Genomic DNA, 20,488 nt, shown 5'->3' with positions numbered 1-20,488 from the left:
AATATGAAAGCTGAATCTTTTAAAATTCGGAACAGTACATGGGAATGGGGGAAAAAGACTTATGTAATGGGAATTCTTAATGTAACACCGGATTCATTTTCGGACGGGGGTAGTTATGTAAATCCGGAAATGGCGCTTAATCAGGCATTAAGGATGCAAGAAGAAGGTGCAGATATAATTGATGTTGGTGGAGAAACCACAAAACCCGGTGCGGTACCTGTATCTTCTGAAATTGAACAGCAAAGAATTTTACCTGTTATTCGTGCTTTATCCAAAGAGATTACATTGCCTATTTCTGTGGATACCTACAGGGCAGATACCGCAGAACTTGCCATAAAGGCAGGGGCAGACATGATTAATGATATCTGGGGGCTTAAATACGATTCCCGCATGGCTCAAACAATAGCAAAGTATGGTGTACCTGTATGTATAATGCACAACAGAACTACCGGAACAGATTACGGAGAAGATCTTATAGGACAAATATTGAGAGAACTTGAAGAAAGTATATTAATAGCAAAAAATGCAGGTATAAGGGATGATAAAATAATCATAGACCCTGGTATAGGCTTTGCAAAAACCTGGGAGCAAAACCTAGAGGTAATGCGTAAGCTTGAGGCATTTAAAATTCTTGGCTATCCAGTGCTTTTGGGTACTTCCCGGAAATCATTTATAGGTAAGCTTCTGGAACTTGAAGTATTTGACAGGCTTGAAGGCACGCTGGCGACAACGGCAACAGGCATTTCAAAAGGAGTTGATATTGTAAGAGTTCATGACGTTTTACAAAATGTAAGAGTGGCAAAAATGACGGATAGTATGGTGAGATAAATGGATAAAATAATTATAGAAGATTTAGAAGTGTATGCTTATCACGGGGTAGCAGAAGAAGAGAAGAAATTGGGGCAAATGTTTCTTGTTTCATTGGAAATATCAGCTGACTTAACTACTGCTGCTAAAAACCATGACTTAAGCTGCACTTTAAATTACGCAGAGGTATGTAGAGTTGTTGGAGATATTGTAAGCTCAGACAAATATGATTTAATTGAAACGGTTGCATATAAAATTCTTGAGGGCATATTTATTAACTTTCAAAAGGCTGAATCAGTAAAAATACTGCTAAAAAAACCTTGGGCTCCCATGGGATATCATCTTAAATACGCAGGAGTCCAGCTTGAGCGTACCAGGGGCGAATTCAATGTGTGAGAATGTAATTACTGCATTTATAGGGTTAGGTTCAAATATTGGAGATAGGGAATACCAGCTGAACAGCGCGATTGAACTTCTGAAACAGATTGAAAAGATTCAAGTTACGGCGGTGTCTTCTTACTATAATACTGCTCCGGTTGGGTATGAACAGCAGCCGGATTTTTTAAATGCGGTGGTTGAAATAAGGACATCACTGTCGGCTAGAGAGCTTTTGAATGTGTGTTCAGGAATAGAAAAGGAACTCAAAAGAGAGAGAATAATACACTGGGGACCAAGGACTATTGACCTCGATATACTCCTATACGGAAGTGATATTATCTATGACACAGATTTGGTAATTCCTCATCCAAGAATGCATGAACGCAGATTTGTACTGGAGCCTTTAAACGAAATAGCACCTTTTGTATTGCATCCGGTATTTAATAAAAATATAAATGAAATATATCATGAAAACTTTCTGTAATATAAATGGAGGATTTCTATGAGTAAAAAAGGTTTAGTACACATTTATACTGGTGATGGCAAAGGTAAGACTACAGCTGCAATAGGACTTGGAATAAGGGCCTGCGGAGACAGTATGAAGGTTCTAATGGTTCAGTTTCTCAAAAGCAGAGATACCTGTGAGCTTAATTCTCTAAAGAAAATGGAACCGGAGTTTACTGTAATAAGAGGTTTCAGCTGTAAAAAGTTTGTATGGAATATGACTGAGGAAGAAAAGGAAGAAGCACGAAAAGAGGCTTCTGAAATTTTCCTTAATGTAAAAAATCTTATCATACAAAACAAATACGGTTTGGTTATTTTGGACGAATTGATAGGGGTTCTGAATAATGGGTTTATCAGTGAGGATGATGTTATTGCTATGATAAAAGATAAACCCCAAGAAACAGAACTTGTATTAACCGGGAGAAATGCCGGAAAACGTCTGATAGAAGCTGCCGACTACGTATCTGAAATAAAAGCAGTAAAGCATCCGTATCAAGAAGGAGTTCCGGCCAGAAAGGGAATAGAATTTTAGTTATTGCTATTTTGCAGTGTTTTATGATACATATTCATGTATTCCTGTGCTGATTTCTCCCAACTGAAATCTGATCTCATGCCTCTTTGAACAAGAAGGCTCCAGATATCTTTTTTATTATAATAAAAATGGACTGCACGCCTGATTGTATTAAGCATATCATGTGCATTGTAGTTTGTAAAAGTAAAACCGTTCCCTTCACCGTTAGCTTCGTTGTATGATAAAACGGTATCATTAAGGCCGCCTGTTTCGCGGACAATGGGAACAGCTCCATACCGGAAGCTGAAAATCTGACCTAGTCCGCATGGCTCAAACAAGGAAGGCATAAGAAACATGTCTGATGCCGCATAAATTCGTTGAGCAAGAGTATCACTAAAGGTTATGTTTGCTGAAACCTTGTCTTTATGCCAATATGCCGCATTTTCAAAAATATATTTGTAATGCTCGTCTCCTTTGCCAAGTATGATAAGCTGAATATCCATTTGCAGGATTTCTTCAAGTACGCATTCTATAAGGTCAAAGCCTTTTTGAGAAGTGAGCCTTGAAATAATACTGATTATAGGTACATCTGCTCTTACGGGAAGACCTAAATCCTGCTGTAACCTTCGTTTATTTTCATACTTTTGAGATATATTGTCAGCCGAGTACGGAGCATACAATCTGGTATCAGTTTCAGGATTATTTTTTTCATAGTCAATACCGTTCAATATTCCGTACAAATCTGCTGAACGTTTGATTAATACGCCATTTAAACCTTCACCGAAAAAATCATTTTTTATTTCATTGGCATAAGTAGGACTTACAGTACTTATTGTGTCCGAATATACTAAGCCAGCTTTTAAAAAGTTTACATTTCCGTTAAATTCAATTCCTTCAGGGGTGAAGTATCTCCAATCCAATCCAAGCAAATCCGAAAGTACTTCTTTGGGGAAGATACCCTGATATTTTAGATTGTGTATAGTAAATATGGTTTTAATGTTTTTGTAAAAAGGATTGCTTTTGTACACTGCTTTTAATAAAAGACTTACAACTCCTGTCTGCCAATCATTGCAATGTATTATATTAGCCTTGAAACCTATGAAAGGAAGCAATTCTAAAAGGGCTTTACTGAAAAAAGTAAATTGTTCGGCCTGGTCATAATCGCCATATAGTTCAGGCCTGTTAAAGTAATATTCATTATCAAGAAAATAGTATGTTATTCCGTCATAGTTTAATCTAAAAATACCACAATACTGATGTCTCCATGACACATCCACATAAATAAAGCCGAGATATTCCATTTGGGACTTGTACTGTTGGGGGATTACATTGTACTTTGGCATAACTACACGAATATCACAACCCAGCTTTGACAGAGCTTTTGGAAGGGAACCGGCAACATCACCAAGACCTCCGGTTTTTGCAAAAGGGAATACTTCTGAAGAAGCAAACAAAATATTTAAATTATTCACCTTATTACCTCCTAAAATACTAGCGAATCAAATTTTCCAGATAATTAAAGTCTATCAGAAATTGTTTCAACCTACAACAAACAGGGAATAAAGTAAGAATAAAAATCTTGGTTGACACATTAAGATGGTTGAATTATTCTTGTATTAAATATTTGACAGAAAGATGATTGGAGGGTAATTATAATGCAATTCAAAACAAGAGGTACCTGCTCAAGCCAGATAAGTTTTGAGATTGAAGACGGAAAATTAAAAAATGTTCGCTTCAGCAAAGGGTGTTCAGGAAATCTTCAGGGTATCAGCTCTCTTGTTGAGGGTATGCCGGCATATGAAGTAGTTACAAGGTTAAAAGGTATTGACTGCCAGGGAAGAGGTACTTCATGTCCTGATCAGTTGGCTTGTGCTATTGAATCAGTTTTAAAAACACAGCAGGCAGGGTAAAAAAATTAAATTAAACCCATCTATCAATTTCAAAGGTAAAGTCGTATAATGTTAATAATAGGTATATTATTATCCATTATTTATAATCACAATACTATAATAAAGGAGGCGTTTAACAATGGATTTAAAGGATTTACTTAAAAAGAATAAAAAGAAATCAACTAAAAAGCAGGCTGCTAAAAATGTTGCAATTGGTGCCGGAATAGGAACAGCTGTTGGTGTAGCAGCCGGAGTGCTTTTAGCTCCTAAATCAGGAAAGGAAACAAGGGAAGATATAGCTAAAGTAACAAAGGATACGCTGGAAAATGTTAAAGATGGCTTGAATACAGCAAAAGAAAAGATTGAAGATATTATAAAAAAAGAAAAGGACTGCAGCAGCACCGAAAACGAAGCCGTTGAGGAATGTGTTTGTACAGAGGAAGAAAAGGCTGAATAAAAGCTTTTTTACACGAAAGGGTGTTTACATATGTCTATTACTTTAGACCTGAGTGTTGTGGCATGGTTCATAATATTTTGTATAGCTGTTATTATAGGAGTGCTTTTAATAATTGTATTAAGAAATTGTTTAAAGATTACCGATAAGCTTAACAAAATTTTAGATGACAATGCTGACTCAGTGGGAAAGACACTGGAGGCTTTACCTGGAGCCGTGACAAATATAGATGAACTTGCAAAAAGTGCAAAAGGTACTTTGGATAAGGCTACTTCGGTAGTAACAACAGTTGAAGATTCTGTTTCTGATACTATAGATTCATTTTCATTTAATGCTGAGAACATATTAAGTATTATTAATATTGCAAGTTCTGTAGTTAAATCTATTATCAGTTCATTTTCTTCAAAGAATTAGTTCTTGCTGTATAGCTTTTTTCAGGCACTCAAAGAAATCTCTTTGAGTGCCTTTTTATATAATATCAAATAACTAATTTTATTGTAAAAGAAAGTATTGTATGATATTATTTACTTACAAATTCCTACCAAATAGTTGTATATTTTTACTAAAGAATTTAAAATACGTTACGGGGTGAAATACTGTGGATGGAAACATAAGGCTAAGTGCTACAGTAATAAGTTATATGGGCAGCAGCTCAAACAAAGACGATTTCTATTTTAATGGAAACTTTTCAAATTGCCATAATACACAGAGTATTCAGTGTTCTTTTGAAAAATCCTCAAGTAACTTCGTTTTTGCTGTTTCGGATTCTCTGGGAATTGATGACGGTGAAACGGATAACATATCTGCTGTAAGAGAAATAAAAAGATACCATGAAGCTGCTAAAAAGCAGCATTTTTCGCTTGAAGCTATTACAGAAAAAATATATGATGCAGTTCAGCTTTCCAGCAATTTAATATATAGTAAATCAGTTATATCCAGTCAGAACAACCCAATACTAACCGGTTTTTCATCACTAATTATTGAAAATAACAGAGCTGTGATAATGAACCTTGGAAATAATGGTGCTTTTCTGTTCAGGCATGGACTTCAAAAAGATATTTTTTCATATGGAGAAAGTAGAAAAAATGAAAAGCTTAAATCACTTGGAATAACCCCAAACACAGCGGAGCTGTATACAGATACCGACAAAATACTAAAAATAGCAGAACAAGAATCAAAAACAAAAATAAAACTTTCTTCCAGTATAACCATTGAAGAAGGAGATATTATTCTTCTATGTAGTGATGGAGTATTAAACAGCTTAAACAGGAGCAGAATTGAAGCGGTTATTGATTCAGGTTTGGAGCCTCAAAAAATGGCCAGTGTTCTTTTTCAGGAAGCATCAAAGAATGATATGGAAGAAAGTTTAACACTTATGGTTATAAAAGTCGAAGAGGTAAGAAATATATCATATATTCCCATCCAAAGAAGAATGGAAAAGTTTGATATGGATGAAGACGATGACGAATTTGAATTACCTGATGAGCCTGAAAAAAGCCACAGTGTTGTTAATTACATATTAGGATTCATATGTGTACTTATAATTTCAGGAGTTTTATTTATGGGGTATCTCATAATAAGCAATAAAGGATTGTTTGCTTCTGATAGAGATCCAGGGAATCCTACTCAATCAACTCAGACGGCATCCAATACAACTGATTTACCTTCTGTATCTACAAATACAGAGGGTGCTTCAACAGCTTCAGACTCCCAAGCAGTATCATCGGATAATAGCGATGATAATAATGATGATGATACTAACGTTGGTGATGTCAAGGATTCGAATAATGATAATTCAAATAAACAGGAACCTGCAAAAACTTCTGAACCTTCGGATTCAAATGAGGGAACTGAGGAATATACGGTTCATGTGGTTAAACAAGGAGACACCCTTAGCTCCATTAGTACGAAATACTATGGAACACCTTCAAAGTATACTGAAATATTGAAATACAACAATTTGAAGAATGCTGACAGTATTAACATAGGCGATGAGTTGAAAATACCAAAATCAAAATAATTCAATTAAAATGGGGAGCAACCTGAGAATTCAGGCTGTTTCCTTTTTTTATTTAAAAAGGTTACAAAGCTGTTGGTTGTAAAAAGATTCATACAAAAATAAAATAGTTATAAAAGTATGGAACTTCATAATTTTTAATTCGTCTAAGGTTTTGGTAGGATTTACATGCATTAAATCAAATAAAAAACGAGAGGTGATTGTATTGAAAAGATTTATTTCAATGTTGCTGGTGGTTGCTGTTTTATCAGTATTTATGATTCCTGCAATGGCAGCCGAAAATACAGTACAGGTGGATAAAGAGCTTCAAAACGCTATAAAATTTGTTAAATCAAAGATTGACATTCCAAAAGAATGTACTAAATTCAGTTACAATATTTACAACAGAAATGATAGAATTGTATGGAGCCTTCTTTGGAATGATGAAGATTCACAAAAGAATATAAATGTACAAATAGACGAAGACAATCTTATATCATCATACAATTCTTATGATTACATGGAAAATGTAAATAAAAAGATACCAAAGTACTCAAAGGATCAGGCGAAAAAAATTGCAGAACAGTTTGTAAACCACTTGAATCCTAAACTTTTGGATAAGTTTAAACTGAATGAAAGCAATGCATACGGATATAGTGGAGGGTATAACTTCGGTTATGTACGACAAGAAAACGGTATAAATTTTGAAAACGACTTTATAAATGTCTCCATTAATTCTTACACCGGAAAAGTTGTCACTTATACATGTAATTATTCAAAGGACACAAAGTTTGAAGATCCTTCAAATATAATAAGCCTAAATCAGGCTCAAAAGGCATATGCTGAAAAACTTGGACTTAAGTTGGTTTACAATGTTAAATTAGAAAATGAAAAGCCCGTAACATATCTAGCATATGTTCCTAAAACAACAAATAAGTATATAGACGCTGTTACTGGAGAGGTTGTAACAGTAAAAAATTACAGAATGCTTGAAAATGGAGCAACAGAATATGAAAAATATGCATTGATGGATACTGCAGCAACAGGATCAATTTCAAATATTGCACTGACTCCTGATGAACTGGAGGCGGTGAATGGCATATCCAACCTTATTACAAAGGAGGCTGCTGACAAGAAGTTACGTTCTATAAGCACCTTCAATCTTGACAGTTCATATAAATTGACAAATTCTTACTTGGGTAAGGATTGGAGATACAGCAATTCACTTGCATGGACATTGACTTATACAAAGGTACTGGATGAAAGTAAGAAACTGATAAGACAAATTCATATTACTGTAGATGCAAAAACAGGGTTATTGATAGAATTCTGGGCAGATTATATACCGGATTCAAATGCGGTTCCTCAAAAGTCTATGGAGCAGGCAAAAGCAATATGTGATGAGACATTAAAAGCACTTATGCCTGATATTTATGCAAAAGTAAAATATGACGATACGTATATAACATATGAGTCAAAGCCTGAAAGCAGATATTCCTTCAGGTATATACGAGTTGAAAACGGAATTGAGTGTCGTGATAACTATATATCTATAAATTATGATAATCTGTCAGGAAATATCGACAGTCTTTATACCAATTGGTCAAATGAATTAAAGTTTGATGCTCCTAAAAATATAATCACTGTTGAAGAAGCAAACAAGGTACTGTTTAATAAAATAGGGTATGGAATAAAGTACATACCAGATGATTCTGAAGAAACAGATATATCCATTGAAGATTATAAGTATGGCACAATATATTCTAAAAATGCCGTTCTGGGATATCTAGTAGATACCTCAAAACCATGCAATATCAGTGCAGTTAACGGGGATATTCTGGATAGCTCTGGAGTGGTATACAAAGAGGATAAAGTTGAAGACTATCGAGATGTAAATGGAATAAAAGCCGAAGACAAGGTAAAAATATTAACACAGATGGGTATTAGATATATTCAGGATGAACTTAGACCCGCAGATGCGTTGCTCCAAAAGGATTATTTTGTTCTGCTTTCCAAATTGAATGATTTTTACTACATAGATAGGGTGGCTGACAATGATAAGGCAATTGAAAATATGTACAGTCAACTGATTGCTCAGGGTATAATAACAAAGGCAGAAAAAGCTCCTCTTTCTGTAATTACCCGAGAGGAGGCAGCGAAGTATTTTATTAAATTCAAGGGATTAAGTGAAGTTGCTGAAATAAAGGGTATATATAAAAGCAGTTTTAAAGATGCCAGTAAAATAAATCCAGATCTTCTGGGCTATGTGTGTCTTACTGCAGGATTTAAAGCAATGAACGGAAGTAATGGAAACTTTATGCCAAAAAACAAAATGACAAGATTGGATGGACTCATGACTATTTACAATTTTCTGGCTGCTAAATAAATAAAAATACAAAAAAAAGAGGGACTGGTAAAATTACCAGTCCTTTAAAATAATAGGGATTTATCAAAAATATAGAAATAAGCATTAAAATGACATGAATTAATACTCATGTACATGTATAATTATACAACGACTAAAACCAAAATTCAAGTAAAATTTTAATAATTTACCACAATAAATCATTAAAATGTAATTTACCAAACAATGTAATAGATACTTTGCTATTTTTGTTTGACTATATCCTTTATCAAAGTTAAAATTAAGGAAAATACATAAAATAAATACGCGGAGGTATTAATAAAAAAATGCTTACACACATTGTTTTATTTAAATTAAAAGACAAGAGTGAAGACACTATTCAAAAAACAAAAGACCTATTGCTTGGATTAAAGGATCAAATACCTTGTTTGAAATTTATAGAAGTTGGGGTAGATATTGTTCATTCAGAAAGATCATATGACATAGGACTTTACACAAAGTTTGATTCAATGGCTGATATGGAGGCGTATCAGGTTCATCCTGCACACTTAAAAGTTCTTGAGCATATAAAGCTTGTTAAAGAGTCATCAATTGCAGTAGATTATGAAAGTTAATCAAACACAGTATAATAACGGGAGAAATCAAATGAAAAGATACATAGCAGCAATTGTAGCATTGGCAATTACTTCAACAGTTACTGTAGGATGTGGGGTAAATGAATATTACTCAGGAAATAAGAATGAAAAATCCGCAAACAGCACTTCAGCAGTTACATCTGCTCCATCAAAGTCAGCTGTAGATACACAATCTCAAACTGACATTACTAAGGAAGCCGATGATTCCCAAAAACCAGAACCTATAAAAATTGACTATGATAAGATTAAGCCAAACGAAGCAGGACAGATAATGGTTGTTATGTTTCATAACTTTGTTGAAACATACCCAAAGGGGAAAAATGAGTACACAACAACTTTTGCGGAATTCGAAAGCTTGTTAGAGGAGCTATATCAAAAAAATTATAGGCTTATAAACCTTGAAGACATGTTAAACAACAATATTGATGTTCCGGCAGGGTGCATACCTATGGTTTTCACTTTTGATGATGGAACAGCTGGTCAGTTTAATCTTGTGGAGCAGGATGGACAGCTTAAAGCAAATCCCAAATCAGCTGTTGGGATTATGGAAGCTTTTAACAGTAAGCATCCTGATTTTGGACTTAAGGGTACTTTTTATGTAAACCTTGGAGTAGAAACTTTTAACGGTGCTGGGACAGTCCAGGATAGACTAAAATATTTGATTGATAAAGGCTTTGAAATAGGAAATCATACAAAGACACATGTATCTTTGCCTGATGTAAAAACTTCCTCCAAAATGCTTGAGGAAGTCGGCGGAAATCAGAAATTAATGGAAGAGTTCGTACCCGGATACAAGTTTAAGGCATTTTCATTACCCTTTGGGAATGCATCAAAGAGTCTACAGAACTATGTTATTCAGGGTAATTACCAGGGTATAGAGTACAAACATACCTCAATAGTACTAGTAGGTGCAAATCCATCACCGTCACCAGTTTCGCCAAAGTTCAATCCCTATGCTGTACCGAGGGTAAGATCAACGGGACAGGAAAAGGTGGAATGTGACCTTGCATGGTGGCTGGATACCATGGCAAAAGGCAGCTCACAGTACATCAGCGACGGTAATAAGGATACTGTGGTAGTACCTGAATCAAAAAAGCAAAATGTTGATACGGCAAAATTAAATGGCAAGCAGTTGATTACCTATTAAAGAAAATTAAATATTTCATATTATAAAAAGCTGTTGGATATTATGTCCGACAGCTTTTTTAAATGGAAAATGGAATAAAAAATGACTTTCAAAACCATACTTAATATAAACGCTTATTGTTTTATTTCCCACGTTATATAAACGATTAATAGGGCAAATACCTCCGATTTCATTAGCCGGTGCATCTAAACCAACCATGGCGAGATTTACAATAAAATACCAAATGTAGTATAATTAATGTAAATATATGGAACTTCTGCTGCTTTGTATCAAAAAGATAAGGAGTGAATTTTTTATGAGTCAAAAACAGGCAAAAAAGATACAAACAGATGTAGACGTAAAAAGAAAAGCTGTAAAACAAGTAGTACTTCATATAAAGAAGAAAATTACCTCTGAATATTTAGGAAGTGAGTATATAAAGGAATGGCTTTTAAAAATAGATGAAATACTTGCAAAGGAAGATTTTGATATAAAGGAATATATTAAAGCAAGAAAGGAGCTGAATGATATAATTGAAAGAACTATGGACGAACAGATGAGGTTTAAACTAAGGGATTCATGGTTTAGTTTTGGTAGAGCTTTGGAAAAAAAGGTAAAAGTTAACTAAACACAATAGTCACTTATATACAACTCGGAGGGTAAAATGTTTAAAAGAAGACACAAATTAATTGCCCGTAAGGAAGAAGAAGTAATAGACAAAATAAAAAGAGATATAGAAAAGGAACTATCAAAAAAAGGAGTACGTGTATCATGCATGAATTTAAACATAAATTCTGAAAGCATATCATTTAATATCTTACTTAGTGGCAGCAGAAGGCCAGCATAGCATATTTTTAAAATGAAATTAAAGAAGATATTTGTATGGAAGTGCAACATTTAATGTGAGGCACCCATACAAATATCTTAATAAAAAATTCCCTTTATACTAAAGAATTTATAAACGATTTTGCATTTTCAATGGCTTTTTCTTCAGTTTCACGTGCAGGGCCGCCAACCAGCTTTCTGCCAGAAACACATTTCTCAAGACTTATTTCAGTGTATACATCTTCTTGAATTTTATCTGAAAAACTCTTGAATTCGTCCATTGTCATATCATCAATAGACTTATTGTTTTCAATGCAATAAAGAACCATTTTGCCTATTATTTCATGTGCACTTCTAAAAGGAATACCTTTTTTTACCAAATAATCCGCAATGTCTGTGGCATTTGTAAAACCGCCCTGAGCAGCTTTATACATATTTTCCTTACGTACTTTCATGGTAGCAATCATGTTTGAGAAAACAGGCAGACACATTTTTACGGTATCTACTGCATCAAATATTGCTTCCTTATCCTCCTGCATATCCTTGTTGTATGCTAAAGGAAGGGACTTCATTACTGTGAGCAAAGTCATAAGACTTCCGTAAACGCGGCCTGTTTTGCCCCTTGCAAGCTCTGCAACATCCGGATTTTTCTTCTGAGGCATAATGCTTGACCCTGTACTGTAAGCGTCGTCCAATTCAACAAAACCGAATTCATGGGATGACCAGAGAATAATTTCTTCGCTTAATCTGCTTAGGTGCATCATAAGTATTGATAAACAGGAAGCTAGTTCAATTGCAAAGTCTCTGTCACTGACACCGTCGAGACTGTTTTGTGTTACATCGTCAAAGCCCAGTTCTTGTGCAACCATGTATCTGTCCAGAGGATAAGTAGTTCCTGCAAGAGCACCTGAACCAAGGGGTAGAATATTCATTCTTGAATAACAATCACAAAGCCTTTGATAATCCCTCTTGAACATTTCAAAATAAGCCATCATATGATGTGCTAGTGTAATTGGCTGAGCTCTTTGCAGATGTGTGTAACCGGGCATAATCGTATCAAGGTTTGCTTCTGATATTTTTACAAGAGTACTTAATAAAAGGGCAATCATTTCTTTTATTGAAATAATTTCATCTCTCAGATACATACGGATATCGAGAGCAACCTGATCATTTCTGCTTCTTCCTGTGTGAAGTTTCTTTCCGGTATCACCGATTCTTGATATGAGAATTTTTTCAACATTCATATGAATATCTTCTGCATCAATCTCGAAATCAATTTTTCCGTCTTCTATATCATTTAAAATGTCTTTAAGAGTATTTTGAATCAGACTGCTTTCATTAGCTGATATAATACCGCATTTTCCAAGCATGTTTGCATGGGCGATACTCCCCAGAATATCGTGCTTGTACATTCTGCTGTCAAACCGTATGGAAGAATTGAAATCATCCACAAGTTTGTCTGTTCCTTTTGCAAATCTACCGCCCCAAAGTTTCATAATATACACCTCAATTAAAGTAGGATTTAAAATCTATTATATCAAACAAGGGCATACCTGCATAATCAAGAGGTTATTTAAAACCTATGGTCTACCGGTATGCCTTGTTTTATGTAAATATTCTTTTTAGGTTTTCGTAATTTCTATTTGATATCCTTGTTTTGCAGCATTTGAGCTCTAACCTTCATTGGGAGACCAAAGAGGTTGATAAATCCTTCTGCATCCTTCTGATTGTAAACTTCGTCTTTGCTGAAGGTAGCAATTGCTTCATTATACAATGAGTATTCAGATTTTGCACCTGCAGGCATGCAGTTACCTTTGTACAACTTCAATCTTACAGTTCCAGTAACTGTTTCTTGTGTCTTATCAACAAAAGCTGATAAAGATTCACGAAGAGGAGTGTACCACTGTCCGAAATAAACAAGTTCCGCAAACCTTTGTGCAATTATATCTTTATAGTGGAGTGTATCTCTGTCAAGGCAAAGTAGTTCAAGCTCTCTGTGAGCAGCATATAAAACTGTTCCTGCAGGAGTTTCATATACACCTCTTGACTTCATACCCACAAGTCTGTTTTCAACCATGTCAACAATACCTACACCGTTTTCACCTGCAAGCTTATTAAGAACATCCATCATTTCAATTGGGCTGTATTCAACACCGTTAACTTTCTTTGGAATACCTTTTTCAAAATATATTTCAACATATGTAGGAACATCTGGTGCTTTTTCTGGTGAAACCATCAGCTTTAAAAGCTTATCATACTGAGGTTCATTCCAAGGATCTTCCAAATCGGAGCCCTCATGGCTCAAATGCCAAAGGTTTCTGTCCATACTGTAGTTATCTTTTTTTGTTACGGGAATAGGAATATTTCTTGCTTCAGCATAATCTATTGCATCTTCTCTTGATTTTATATCCCAAATTCTCCAAGGTGCTATTATTTTAAGATGTGGAGCCAAAGCCTTAACTGTCAGCTCGAATCTTACCTGGTCGTTACCCTTACCAGTAGCTCCGTGGCAGATAGCTGTACAGCCTTCTTTAATAGCAATTTCAACCATTCTTTTCGCTATAATAGGTCTTGCAAAAGATGTTCCCAGAAGATACTTTCCTTCGTATACAGCACCTGCTTTCAAAGTAGGATATATAAAATCAGTAATGAATTCTTCTTTCAAATCCTCTATGTAAAGTTTTGATGCACCGGTTTTAATTGCTTTCTCATTTAATGGTTCAAGTTCTTCACCTTGTCCCACATCTCCAGCCATGGCAATAACTTCATAACCGTAGTTTTCTTTTAACCATGGAATAATTATTGAGGTGTCAAGTCCACCCGAATACGCCAGTAAAACCTTTTCCTTACTCATTTCAACCACCCTTTCCGCTGATTCTCCAGCAATAAAAACGAATATAAATACAAGATTTATTTCCCTTAAACAACATATAAAAAGTATGCTAAAATATATATGATTTGAATTAGTCGGCAAAAAGCAACGTCCTAATGAAGTGCTTTCATTGCTGACCTATAGCTTGGGTTTATTATACAACAGATTGTATAAATATGCAATACTCATCTATAATTATGCAAAAATTTATTACAATATTAGTTTTCGGAGGAATTTTACGGTGATAATAATGGGGATTGACCCTGGATTTGCAATTACGGGCTATGGTGTTGTAAAATATGAAAGGAACAAATTTTCGGTTTTGGATTACAGTGCTATTACTACAGGAGCATCAATGAAATTTTCGGACAGGCTTCTGGTACTGTATAACGAGCTTGAAAGACTTATAAATGAGTTCAGGCCTGATGCGATATCCATTGAAGAACTGTTTTTCAATAAGAATATTAAGACTGCACTTACCGTGGGACATGGAAGAGGGGTAGCCGTACTTGCTGCTGCCAAATCAGGCATAGATATATTTGAATATACTCCTCTGCAGGTAAAACAATCGGTGGTTGGCTACGGCAGGGCGGAAAAGGCTCAGATACAGCAGATGGTAAAGGCTATATTGAATCTTCCGGCAATCCCAAAGCCTGACGATGTAGCGGATGCTCTGGCTGTGGCAATATGCCATGGAAATTCACATAGAATGGGTACAGTACTGGGGAACGGAAGGTTTTAAAATTTATTATTATTTGGAGAATAAATAATGTTTGCATACATAAAAGGCACAGTGGAAGTAAAAAACAACGACAGTATAATAGTAGAAGCCGGTGGAATTGGATATAGGATATTTACCGCACTTTCTACAATAAATAATATGGGACAGCCCGGAACACCTGTAAAGATTTATACGCATTATTATGTTAGAGAGGATATTGCTGCTCTTTACGGTTTTGGTACAGTTGAAGAACTGTCTATGTTTGAGATGCTTCTGGCGGTTTCGGGAGTTGGGCCAAAGGCCGCAATATCTCTGATTTCAACGCTGTCGCCATCAAGATTTGCATTGGCTGTTGTTTCCCAGGATACAAAGTCACTGACAAAGGCTCCGGGTATAGGAATGAAAATGGCTCAGCGAATTATCCTTGAGCTAAAGGACAAAATATCAAAGGAACAGCTCACAGCTTCTATTCCAGAGGTTGCTTCTGATAACATCGGAACTTCCGGAGACTCTGTTTTGTCTGAGGCTGTTAGCGCTTTGATGGTTTTGGGATACGGCTCAGTAGAAGCATCAAGCATTATAAACGGTATTTATGAAGAAGGAATGAGTGTAGAAGATTTAATAAAGAAAGCACTCAAGTCCCTTTCAAAATAGCCTTCCTTATTCATGACTGTGGATAAGGAGAAGAATTTTCTAAATTTATTATGGCAGCCGTAGCTAACGGCTCATGGAGGCTTAAATGACGGATTTAACTGATGAGAGGCTTGTTGAGGCCGGTACACGTCCTGATGACTTTGATGAGGTGAGTTTAAGACCAAAAAGGTTTGACGAGTACATAGGACAGTCAAAGGCCAAGGATAACCTGACAGTTTTTATAGAGGCGGCAAAGAGAAGGAAAGAAGCCCTGGATCATGTATTGCTTTATGGCCCTCCGGGACTTGGAAAGACTACTCTTGCAAGTATAATTTCATCTGAGATGGGCGTAAACCTGAGGATTACATCAGGTCCGGCAATAGAAAAAGCCGGTGACCTGGCTGCAATACTTACAAACCTGGGTACACATGACGTATTGTTTATAGATGAAATACACAGGCTGAACAGAAGCGTGGAAGAAATTCTTTATCCTGCCATGGAGGATTATGCTCTGGATATAATAATTGGCAAGGGGCCAAGCGCCAGATCAATAAGATTGGATCTTCCAAAGTTTACCTTGATAGGTGCTACTACAAGGGCTGGCCTTTTGACTGCACCTCTAAGAGATAGGTTTGGAGTAATAAATAAATTGGAAATGTATACTCCCGAAGAACTAAAAGAAATTGTAATACGTTCGGCAGGGATCCTTAATATCGGACTTGACCAAGAAGGTGCTTACGAGATTGCAAGAAGATCACGAGGAACCCCAAGAATTGCAAACAGACTATTAAAAAGAGTACGTGATTTTGCACAGGTAAAGGGAAGCGGTGTTATAAATCTTGAACTGGCAAAACATGCCCTTGATGCACTAGAGGTTGACGAGATAGGTTTGGATGGAGTTGACAGAAATATGCTCCTTAGCATAATAAATAAGTTTGGAGGCGGTCCGGTAGGACTGGATACACTGGCAGCATCAATAGGAGAAGAACCAGGTACTATTGAGGATGTATACGAGCCATATCTTATACAATTAGGATTTATAAATAAAACTCCAAGGGGAAGAATGGCAACAAAAAATGCTTATGCACATTTCGGGTTGGAGTATGACGGTTAAGCAAGGTTGGAGTATATAATATAGAAAAGAGTGATATCAAAATGAAAGTACTATTGCATATGTGCTGCGGACCATGTTCCACGTATCCCGTACAGGAACTTATGAGTGAGGGTATTGATATACAGGGGTATTTTTACAATCCCAATATACATCCTATTGAAGAACATACAAGACGCAGGGAAAATGTTGAAAAGTTCAGCAAAATAAAAAACATTCCCGTAATATATGATGATGAATTCAGGCAGGCTGAATGGGAAGGTATGAAAAATATAGGGGATGCTAGGTGCATTCATTGCTACAGTCTGCGCCTTGAAAATGCGGCAAAACTCGCTGTCCAAAATGGTTGTGACGCATTTACAACAACACTGTTGGTAAGCCCGTATCAGAAACATGATTTAATAAAAGAACTTGGGGATAAATATGCAGCCCAATACGGAACTACATTTTTATACAGGGATTTCAGACCTGGGTTCAGACAGGGACAGCAGATGGCAAGAGAAATGGAATTGTATCGTCAAAAATACTGCGGATGTATTCTTTCCCTTCCTGTTAAGTAATTTATGCAATTTTACCCATCATACTGCCAGGATTTTTACATTTAGGTTACATTTGTTTTAAAATGTCTTATTTTTTACCCTTAATTGCCAATACAAAGATATAATAGTTGTAGACAAAATAATGGTAAATTATGAGGTGACAGAAGACAAATGAAGAAAAAAATCGATTTTAAGAAACTGCTGGTATGTATTTTGGGATGTTTATTAGTAATAATACCTCAATTTTCTGTGTTTGCGGCACAGGCTCTGACTATGAGTTATGACGGAAAGAAAGTAAAATACTCCGGCACCATCTACAAAGTTACAATAGATGGTAAGGAAGTTAAGACCGACTTTCCCGGAATTGTATTTAACAATACAGCCATGCTGCCTGTCAGTGCAGTGTTTACAGAGCTGGGAGGGAAAGTCTCATGGGACAGTAAACTACAGCTTGTGAACGTTGCATATAACGGCTTAAAGCTACAGTTCAAGAACAACGATGCAAATTGCAACATGGACGGGAAAAGCTATAAGCTTATAGCTCAAGCAAAAACTATTAATGGTAGGCTTATAATACCTGTTGACTTTATAAAGAATATAAAAAGTCTTTCAGTAGTTGTAGACAGTAAGGGCAAATCTATAAATATCAAAAAAATAAAAGCTGCTCCTCCTAAAAATGATAATCAGAGTGATAAACCTGAAAAGCCAAGTGAACCGATAAAGGAAAAGCCTGATGATGAACCGGAAAAAGTACCTGTAAAGCAAGTATTAAGTTCCTACCTTACATATGTAAGCAATCAGGACAGGGTATACTTTGCTTTTAAAGGAATTGCACTAACTAGTACCGGCTCAACTATAAAAAAATATTTTACAGAAAATTACGACAAAGAAAGCGGAAAATATACTATTACAATACCTGAAACAGCAAATATAGATCTTGAAGAAAATACATATAAAATTGATGACGATTATGTTGAAACCATAGCTATTTTACATAACATGGAAACTTTGGAAACTAATTTTATTATTAGTGTGAAAAAAGAGTTTGCATTTTATACTTCATATAATGAAGATTTAAAACAAACCGAAGTAAATCTTCTCACACCTGCCAAAGAAGGGGAAAGACTGGTTGTTATAGATGCGGGGCATGGAGGTATTGACCCGGGTGCTTCAGGAGGTTCTATCCTCGAGAAGAATGTAAATCTGGATATTGCATTAAAGCTGGAAAAATTATTAAAGGCTAAAAATATAAATACTTTTATGATTAGACAGGATGATACATTTGTTGGCCTTTATGATAGGCCTTATATAGCAAATGCGTTAAATGCTACATTGTTTTTAAGTATACATAATAATGCATTTGATAAAAGTTCCGCGAAAGGTACAGAAACCCTGTATTACCCTGAAAAGGCTGGAGATAAATCTTTTACAGGACAAAAATTTGCTCAATTAATACAGAATTCTCTAATGAGCAAGCTTGATACATATAATAGAAAAACCATATCAAGACCCGGTTTAGTTGTTCTGAAGTATACACGTATGCCTTCAAGCCTTGCGGAAATTGGATTTTTAACTAATCCTGACGATTTGAAAAGGCTAATTAATCCGGATTTCCAGTTAAAGACTGCTGAGGCATTATGTGATGCCATAGTTAAAGGACTGGATCAAATCAATAAAGAACAAGAAAGTAAAAAAGAAGAAATCAAAAAAGAAGAAAATAAAAAAGAAGAAAATAAGCAAGAACAAATAATTGAAAAATAAACTATAAAGTTACCAACACTTACGGGAAATAATAATTTATACGTATATAGTCTATAATTACCATATGCTTCAAATTACTCTAAGGAGGACTATATATGAAAAAAATTATTAGTATTGTGTTGGTAATTATGCTTTTATCGACAGGATGCTCTTTTATTGGTCACAAAGAAGAACAGGAGCCTAACGTTCAGGCCGCAAATCAAACCCTTAATTCCTCTGCAGCAAATACGGCTCAAGATTCTAAAGCAGCAGCTTCCGCCACAGACAGCAGTTCAAAGGGATTGGCTATGGCTTCGGGGACAGCAGCTCCCACAACAACCAGCTCCATGGTTAGCAGCAATTATACAGACAACCAGCTAAACGGTATTGTTATAGATAACGGAGCAGGTAAAGGTATAGCTCCTGCATCGGATAAATCAAATCTTCTTATAACTTTATACTACAAAAACAAAAAAGGATTACTTGTACCTGTTACAAGAACAGTAAAAAAACAGGAAGGTGTGGCAAAGGCAGCAATCCTCGGGTTAGTAGATGAAGCTGTAACAAAAGAACAGCTGGACTACTACGGGCTTTATCCTGTATTGCCAAGAGGTACAAAGATAAAAGGAATAAATATAAAAGATAAGGTTGCTGTAATTGACTTTTCCAAGGAATTTTTAAATTTATCTACTAAGCAGGAAGAGCAACTGGCAGTAGCTTCGGTTGTGTATACACTGACTGGTTTCTCAACAATATCAGACGTTAAAATAAGGGTTGAAGGAAGGGAAATAACAACTCTTGAAAATGGATTGGACTTATCAAGTCTCTTAAATAGAAGCAATACTTTAATTAATTCCAGTGATACACAAATTAAGGATGGTTGTGTGAAGTGCGACTTGTATTACATTTCAGATGACAGCAACAACCATCATTATCTTGTTCCTGTTTCTGTGCAAATCCCTCAGACAGACTCTAGCGGCATACCAGAGCTTATATTTAACGAATTGAGTAAAAAGCCAAATGACGCAACATATTTTACGTCCATTCCGGAAGGTACAAAGCTCAATTCTTTTGACAAACAGGGAAGTACTGCTGTTCTTGACTTTTCAAGTCAGCTTACAAATTATGGAGGCTCAGAAAAAGAGGATAGTCTTCTAAACCAAATATATTATACAATTACTCAAATGAAAGGAATACAAAAAATTAAGCTCCTTATAGACGGCAAGGAAAAGCCTCTGCCAGAGGGGACTGAAGTTGCTTCAGCTAAAAGTGTTCCTGTGACATTTAACAAGGTAATAGATAACTAAATTTATGTAAAGTATACAAAACATATAACATTATTGATGATTATTTATCTAAATATACGGATGATTTTTTAGAAT

At 35.5% G+C, this 20,488-nt stretch carries 22 protein-coding genes; 19 read left to right on the top strand and 3 right to left on the bottom strand.

Annotated features, from left to right (window positions below; genetic code table 11):
- Positions 1–3: 3 nt before the first annotated feature.
- Genes folP through K412_RS0102605 form a run of 4 tightly spaced genes read left to right on the top strand, consistent with a single transcriptional unit; the run spans position 4 to position 2,221 of the window.
- A complete protein-coding gene (gene folP, locus K412_RS0102620) occupies positions 4–828 on the top strand; it encodes a dihydropteroate synthase (RefSeq protein WP_024831667.1) in 825 nt (274 codons plus the stop codon).
- Entirely contained in the window at positions 829–1,203 is a 375-nt protein-coding gene (gene folB, locus K412_RS0102615; RefSeq protein ID WP_024831666.1) for a dihydroneopterin aldolase, read from the top strand.
- Positions 1,196–1,669, top strand: coding sequence for a 2-amino-4-hydroxy-6-hydroxymethyldihydropteridine diphosphokinase (folK, locus tag K412_RS0102610; protein WP_024831665.1), 474 nt, complete (start codon positions 1,196–1,198; stop codon positions 1,667–1,669). The genes folB and folK overlap by 8 nt, the downstream gene beginning before the upstream one ends.
- Positions 1,670–1,687: 18 nt before the next feature.
- Positions 1,688–2,221 carry a cob(I)yrinic acid a,c-diamide adenosyltransferase gene (locus K412_RS0102605; protein ID WP_024831664.1) on the top strand — a complete coding sequence of 178 codons (534 nt, stop codon included), beginning with the start codon at positions 1,688–1,690 and terminating at the stop codon, positions 2,219–2,221.
- Here K412_RS0102605 and glgA read toward each other — a convergent pair.
- Complete coding sequence (gene glgA / locus K412_RS0102600; protein ID WP_024831663.1) at positions 2,218–3,672, bottom strand: glycogen synthase GlgA; 1,455 nt, start codon at positions 3,670–3,672, stop codon at positions 2,218–2,220. The two genes, K412_RS0102605 and glgA, sit on opposite strands and share 4 nt — an antisense overlap.
- Before the next feature lie 183 nt (positions 3,673–3,855).
- Between glgA and K412_RS0102595 the strand changes: the two genes are divergently transcribed.
- From K412_RS0102595 to K412_RS0102555, 9 genes are all read left to right on the top strand, one after another.
- Entirely contained in the window at positions 3,856–4,110 is a 255-nt protein-coding gene (locus K412_RS0102595) for a TIGR03905 family TSCPD domain-containing protein (protein ID WP_024831662.1), read from the top strand.
- Between the two features lie 118 nt (positions 4,111–4,228).
- Positions 4,229–4,546, top strand: a complete 318-nt coding sequence (locus K412_RS0102590; protein ID WP_024831661.1) for a YtxH domain-containing protein — start codon at positions 4,229–4,231, stop codon at positions 4,544–4,546.
- A gap of 30 nt (positions 4,547–4,576) precedes the next feature.
- Positions 4,577–4,957, top strand: a complete 381-nt coding sequence (locus K412_RS0102585) for a hypothetical protein (protein ID WP_024831660.1) — start codon at positions 4,577–4,579, stop codon at positions 4,955–4,957.
- A gap of 184 nt (positions 4,958–5,141) precedes the next feature.
- Positions 5,142–6,563, top strand: a complete 1,422-nt coding sequence (locus tag K412_RS0102580; protein ID WP_024831659.1) for a LysM peptidoglycan-binding domain-containing protein — start codon at positions 5,142–5,144, stop codon at positions 6,561–6,563.
- 202 nt (positions 6,564–6,765) lie between these two features.
- A complete protein-coding gene (locus K412_RS0102575; protein WP_024831658.1) occupies positions 6,766–8,925 on the top strand; it encodes a YcdB/YcdC domain-containing protein in 2,160 nt (719 codons plus the stop codon).
- A gap of 305 nt (positions 8,926–9,230) precedes the next feature.
- A complete protein-coding gene (locus K412_RS0102570) occupies positions 9,231–9,518 on the top strand; it encodes a Dabb family protein (protein ID WP_024831657.1) in 288 nt (95 codons plus the stop codon).
- Positions 9,519–9,549: 31 nt separating this feature from the next.
- Complete coding sequence (locus tag K412_RS0102565) at positions 9,550–10,686, top strand: polysaccharide deacetylase family protein (RefSeq protein ID WP_024831656.1); 1,137 nt, start codon at positions 9,550–9,552, stop codon at positions 10,684–10,686.
- Between the two features lie 295 nt (positions 10,687–10,981).
- Positions 10,982–11,293, top strand: a complete 312-nt coding sequence (locus K412_RS0102560) for a hypothetical protein (protein ID WP_024831655.1) — start codon at positions 10,982–10,984, stop codon at positions 11,291–11,293.
- 36 nt (positions 11,294–11,329) lie between these two features.
- On the top strand, positions 11,330–11,512 hold the full coding sequence (locus K412_RS0102555; protein ID WP_024831654.1) for a hypothetical protein: 183 nt from the start codon (positions 11,330–11,332) through the stop codon (positions 11,510–11,512).
- A gap of 94 nt (positions 11,513–11,606) precedes the next feature.
- Here the strand turns inward: K412_RS0102555 and argH are convergent, their stop codons facing one another.
- Together argH and K412_RS0102545 are read right to left on the bottom strand one after the other, a co-directional pair.
- Positions 11,607–12,986 carry an argininosuccinate lyase gene (gene argH, locus K412_RS0102550; protein WP_024831653.1) on the bottom strand — a complete coding sequence of 460 codons (1,380 nt, stop codon included), beginning with the start codon at positions 12,984–12,986 and terminating at the stop codon, positions 11,607–11,609.
- Positions 12,987–13,129: 143 nt separating this feature from the next.
- On the bottom strand, positions 13,130–14,344 hold the full coding sequence (locus tag K412_RS0102545; RefSeq protein WP_024831652.1) for an argininosuccinate synthase: 1,215 nt from the start codon (positions 14,342–14,344) through the stop codon (positions 13,130–13,132).
- A 259-nt stretch (positions 14,345–14,603) separates the two neighbouring features.
- On the opposite strand from K412_RS0102545, the gene ruvC reads away from it, so the two are divergent.
- The 6 genes from ruvC to K412_RS0102515 all read left to right on the top strand — a co-directional run bounded on the left by ruvC (position 14,604) and on the right by K412_RS0102515 (position 20,413).
- The gene (gene ruvC / locus K412_RS0102540; protein ID WP_024831651.1) at positions 14,604–15,104 is read left to right on the top strand and encodes a crossover junction endodeoxyribonuclease RuvC; all 501 of its coding nucleotides are present in this window, start codon (positions 14,604–14,606) and stop codon (positions 15,102–15,104) included.
- A gap of 27 nt (positions 15,105–15,131) precedes the next feature.
- On the top strand, positions 15,132–15,737 hold the full coding sequence (gene ruvA, locus K412_RS0102535) for a Holliday junction branch migration protein RuvA (RefSeq protein ID WP_024831650.1): 606 nt from the start codon (positions 15,132–15,134) through the stop codon (positions 15,735–15,737).
- Between the two features lie 85 nt (positions 15,738–15,822).
- Positions 15,823–16,830 (top strand): Holliday junction branch migration DNA helicase RuvB, encoded by a 1,008-nt coding sequence (gene ruvB, locus K412_RS0102530; protein WP_024831649.1) that lies wholly within the window; start codon positions 15,823–15,825, stop codon positions 16,828–16,830.
- A 41-nt stretch (positions 16,831–16,871) separates the two neighbouring features.
- The gene (locus K412_RS0102525; RefSeq protein WP_024831648.1) at positions 16,872–17,387 is read left to right on the top strand and encodes an epoxyqueuosine reductase QueH; all 516 of its coding nucleotides are present in this window, start codon (positions 16,872–16,874) and stop codon (positions 17,385–17,387) included.
- Between the two features lie 150 nt (positions 17,388–17,537).
- On the top strand, positions 17,538–19,127 hold the full coding sequence (locus tag K412_RS0102520; protein ID WP_024831647.1) for an N-acetylmuramoyl-L-alanine amidase: 1,590 nt from the start codon (positions 17,538–17,540) through the stop codon (positions 19,125–19,127).
- Positions 19,128–19,222: 95 nt separating this feature from the next.
- A complete protein-coding gene (locus K412_RS0102515) occupies positions 19,223–20,413 on the top strand; it encodes a GerMN domain-containing protein (RefSeq protein WP_024831646.1) in 1,191 nt (396 codons plus the stop codon).
- Positions 20,414–20,488 lie beyond the last annotated feature (75 nt).

This window comes from Ruminiclostridium josui JCM 17888, assembly GCF_000526495.1.
Lineage (GTDB): Bacteria > Bacillota > Clostridia > Acetivibrionales > DSM-1351 > Ruminiclostridium > Ruminiclostridium josui.
Note: the sequence above shows the minus strand (reverse complement) of the source record. Positions and strands in the feature narration are given on the sequence as shown.

Bases quoted from the DNA above. Each gene is read 5' to 3' on its own strand.
- folB (WP_024831666.1), top strand. From the start codon at position 829: ATGGATAAAATAATTATAGAAGATTTAGAAGTGTATGCTTATCACGGG.
- argH (WP_024831653.1), bottom strand. From the start codon at position 12,986: ATGAAACTTTGGGGCGGTAGATTTGCAAAAGGAACAGACAAACTTGTG.
- ruvB (WP_024831649.1), top strand. From the start codon at position 15,823: ATGACGGATTTAACTGATGAGAGGCTTGTTGAGGCCGGTACACGTCCT.
- ruvA (WP_024831650.1), top strand. From the start codon at position 15,132: ATGTTTGCATACATAAAAGGCACAGTGGAAGTAAAAAACAACGACAGT.
- folP (WP_024831667.1), top strand. From the start codon at position 4: ATGAAAGCTGAATCTTTTAAAATTCGGAACAGTACATGGGAATGGGGG.
- K412_RS0102560 (WP_024831655.1), top strand. From the start codon at position 10,982: ATGAGTCAAAAACAGGCAAAAAAGATACAAACAGATGTAGACGTAAAA.
- K412_RS0102570 (WP_024831657.1), top strand. From the start codon at position 9,231: ATGCTTACACACATTGTTTTATTTAAATTAAAAGACAAGAGTGAAGAC.
- K412_RS0102545 (WP_024831652.1), bottom strand. From the start codon at position 14,344: ATGAGTAAGGAAAAGGTTTTACTGGCGTATTCGGGTGGACTTGACACC.
- K412_RS0102595 (WP_024831662.1), top strand. From the start codon at position 3,856: ATGCAATTCAAAACAAGAGGTACCTGCTCAAGCCAGATAAGTTTTGAG.
- K412_RS0102565 (WP_024831656.1), top strand. From the start codon at position 9,550: ATGAAAAGATACATAGCAGCAATTGTAGCATTGGCAATTACTTCAACA.
- K412_RS0102605 (WP_024831664.1), top strand. From the start codon at position 1,688: ATGAGTAAAAAAGGTTTAGTACACATTTATACTGGTGATGGCAAAGGT.
- K412_RS0102525 (WP_024831648.1), top strand. From the start codon at position 16,872: ATGAAAGTACTATTGCATATGTGCTGCGGACCATGTTCCACGTATCCC.
- folK (WP_024831665.1), top strand. From the start codon at position 1,196: ATGTGTGAGAATGTAATTACTGCATTTATAGGGTTAGGTTCAAATATT.
- K412_RS0102555 (WP_024831654.1), top strand. From the start codon at position 11,330: ATGTTTAAAAGAAGACACAAATTAATTGCCCGTAAGGAAGAAGAAGTA.
- K412_RS0102520 (WP_024831647.1), top strand. From the start codon at position 17,538: ATGAAGAAAAAAATCGATTTTAAGAAACTGCTGGTATGTATTTTGGGA.
- K412_RS0102515 (WP_024831646.1), top strand. From the start codon at position 19,223: ATGAAAAAAATTATTAGTATTGTGTTGGTAATTATGCTTTTATCGACA.
- K412_RS0102590 (WP_024831661.1), top strand. From the start codon at position 4,229: ATGGATTTAAAGGATTTACTTAAAAAGAATAAAAAGAAATCAACTAAA.
- K412_RS0102585 (WP_024831660.1), top strand. From the start codon at position 4,577: ATGTCTATTACTTTAGACCTGAGTGTTGTGGCATGGTTCATAATATTT.